At 66.5% G+C, this 2,970-nt stretch carries 2 protein-coding genes; one reads left to right on the top strand and one right to left on the bottom strand.

Annotation, left to right across the window (positions count from 1 at the left end; genetic code table 11):
- Positions 1-387: 387 nt before the first annotated feature.
- On the top strand, positions 388-2,469 hold the full coding sequence (fusA, locus tag ACE3UY_RS12515; protein ID WP_374687850.1) for an elongation factor G: 2,082 nt from the start codon (positions 388-390) through the stop codon (positions 2,467-2,469).
- 91 nt (positions 2,470-2,560) lie between these two features.
- Here fusA and ACE3UY_RS12520 read toward each other — a convergent pair.
- Positions 2,561-2,970, bottom strand: a 410-nt coding sequence (locus tag ACE3UY_RS12520) for an SH3 domain-containing protein (RefSeq protein ID WP_374687851.1), incomplete at its 5' end; no start/stop codon positions are given.

Raw genomic sequence — 2,970 nt, forward strand, 5'->3', positions numbered from 1 at the left:
AGCAGAAACAGCACGCCGACGGCGATGAGCAAAATCGGCCCCAACACTGAGCGGCTGGAGCGCTCCCGCGCCGTCTTTTCGTCAAGCACCTTTTCGTCAGACATCATTCCCTTCCTTATAAGAGAAAGAATCCGCAGATTTCGCAGATTACGCAGATTTCTAGAATTGCTCCCCTGCTCCCCTGCGCCCCCTCTCCCCTGCTTCCCTATACGTCTTGCCGCCCGGGTCAGTTTCGACTAAAATCAGACCCTACGCCTTATGCACTCTGCATCGTACCTTATCTGGTGAGTAGGCGGTTTGTCCAGGCCCATGGCAGCCGCTTGAGCATCGACTTCCGTCCTCCGCTCGCTACCACCGTTATACAATCCCTAGAGGTTTAAGCCACACATGAAGGATTATCAAACCGGACAGATACGCAACATTGCCCTTATCTCGCACAACGGCGCGGGCAAGACGACCCTGGTCGAGCGGCTACTTTTCAAGACCGGGGCGATCACGCGCATGGGCAGCGTGCTGAGCGGCACGGCCCACCTCGACTTCGAAGAGGAAGAGATCGCGCGCAACAGTTCCATCGCCACGGCCATCGCCCCCATCGAGTGGAAGGGCGTGAAGCTGAACCTGCTGGACGCCCCCGGCTTCCTGGACTTCATCGGCGAGGTCAACAGCGCCATGAAGGTGGCCGACAGCGCCATGGTGCTGATCGAGGCGGTCGCCGGCGTCGAAGTGGGCACGGAAGCGGTCTGGGCCGCGGCCGACCATTACCACCGCCCCCGCCTCATCGTCGTCAACAAGATGGATCGTGAGAACGTGCGCACGCGGCGCGTGCTGGAGAGCATCCGGACGAACCTGCACGGCCACTTCGTCGAGTTGCAGTTGCCCATCGGCGAAGGCCCCGGCTTCAAGGGGGTCGTGGACTTGTTGAGCATGGAAGCGCGGCTGGGCGAGAAGGGCGACCGCGCCCCCATCCCGGCCGATCTGGCCGGCGCGGCCGAAGAGGGGCGCACGGCCCTGGTGGAGGCCGCGGCCGAGGGCGAGGACGCGCTGATCGAGAAGTACCTGGAAGGGGAAGAGCTGACGGCCGAAGAGATCGCCCGCGGCCTGAAGGGCGCCATCCTCAAGGGCGCGGCCATCCCCATCCTCTACTGCGCCGGCGAGGTGGGCATCGGCACGGACGCCCTGCTCGACGCCTGCGTGACCCTGCTGCCCGCGCCCAACGAGGTCGGCCCGTTCGAGGGCGTGAACGCCAAGGGCGAGGCGGTCAAGCACGAGGTCAGCGACGCCTCCCCGCTGGCGGTCTTCGTCTGGAAGAGCCGCGAGGACAACTTCGGCAAGACGAGCTACCTGCGCGTCTTCGGCGGCACGCTGGAGTCCGACTCCCGCGTGTGGGACGCCGACCACGACGCCGAGGTGCGCGTCGGCCAGCTGCAAGCGCCCAGCGGCAAGGAGACGCAGCCCGTGCCGCGGCTGCACGCCGGCGACATCGGCACGGTGGTGAAGCTGGGCGAGGCGGCGACGAACGGCACGCTGGGCGACCGCGGCCGGATCGTGCGCATCGCGCCCATCGACCAGCCCGACCCGCTCTCTTCCGTCTCCATTCACCCCGTGTCCCAATCGGACACGGCCAAGCTGAGCCAGTCGCTCAACCGGCTGGTGGCCGAGGATCCGACGTTGCACTGGCACACCGAGCCGGCCACGCGCGAGACGATCCTGTCCGGCATGGGCGTGGCCCATCTGGACATCGCCGTGCACAAGGCGCAGTCGAAATTCGGCGTCCACCTGCGCACGACGACGCCCAAGGTTCCCTACCGCGAGACGATCACCAAGTCGGCCGACGCCGACTACACCCACAAGAAGCAGACGGGCGGCGCGGGCCAATACGCGCGGGTCGTGCTGCGCGTGGAGCCGGTGGAGGAGGAGCGCGGCTTCGAGTTCGCCTCGGAGGTCTTCGGCGGCGCGGTGTCGGCCCCCTTCGTCAGCGCGACGGAGAAGGGCTGCCGCCAGGCGCTGGAGAACGGCGTGCTGGCCGGCTACCCGGTGGTGGGCATCCGCACCGTCATCACCGACGGCAAGATGCACCCGGTGGACTCCAAGGAAATCGCCTTCCAGACGGCCGGACGCGAGGGGTTCAAGCAGGCGGTGATGAAGGCCGGGCCGATGTTGCTGGAGCCGATCTATGAGGTGACCGTCACCGTGCCGGCCGACAACATGGGCGACATTCTGGGCGACATGAACTCGCGGCGGGCGCGCGTGCTGGGCATGGATCAGGACGGCAACAAGAGTATCGTCCGCGCCGAAGTGCCGCTGGCCGAGATGCAGAGCTACGCCGCCGACCTGCGCTCGATGACGCAGGGGCGCGGGCTATTCAGCATGAAGTTCATGCAGTACGGCCGCGTGCCCGGCCACTTGCAGGAAGAGCTGGTAGTCAAGCTGCGCAAAGAGCGCGAAGCCGAAGAAGCCGCGCACGAATAAATTGACCGCGGATTGACACGGATTTCGCGGATGAAACGGATTGAGCCGAAGCTTCAATCCGTTTCATCCGTCCAATCCGTGGTTGATTTATTTATCTTACAGCCAGGCTGGCGACGGGGACGGAGGTGGTCACGTAGCGGGCGCTGACCCAGCCCGTGCCGCCGGCCGGCTTGAAGACCTCCACCCACCCGCTATCGGCCGAGCGGAAGCCGGTCAACCCCACCGTCTGATTAAACGCCAGCTGCTCGCCCACAATGAGCGAGCCGCCCGGGGCGCTACGGATGTTCAGGCGCGCCCCGCCCGTGCCGGTCACCGTGGCCGTCGGCCCCGTGATGGGCGGCGTAGTGCCACCGGTGCCCGGGCCGCCGCCGGTGACCGGCGGGTTCCACGACACGGACACGGCGGCGCGGCCGGTGTCCTCGAAGTACTCCAAGCGCAGCGGCGTGTTGGCGCCGGGGGGGGTGATGCTGGCGCTGAATCGGCCGGCGGACTGCTGCCGCC

The organism is Promineifilum sp. (SeqCode) (assembly GCF_041918635.1).
In the GTDB taxonomy this organism is placed as follows: Bacteria; Chloroflexota; Anaerolineae; order Promineifilales; family Promineifilaceae; genus Promineifilum.

Excerpts from the sequence above, each read along its gene's own strand:
- fusA (WP_374687850.1), top strand. The coding sequence starts at position 388 with ATGAAGGATTATCAAACCGGACAGATACGCAACATTGCCCTTATCTCG.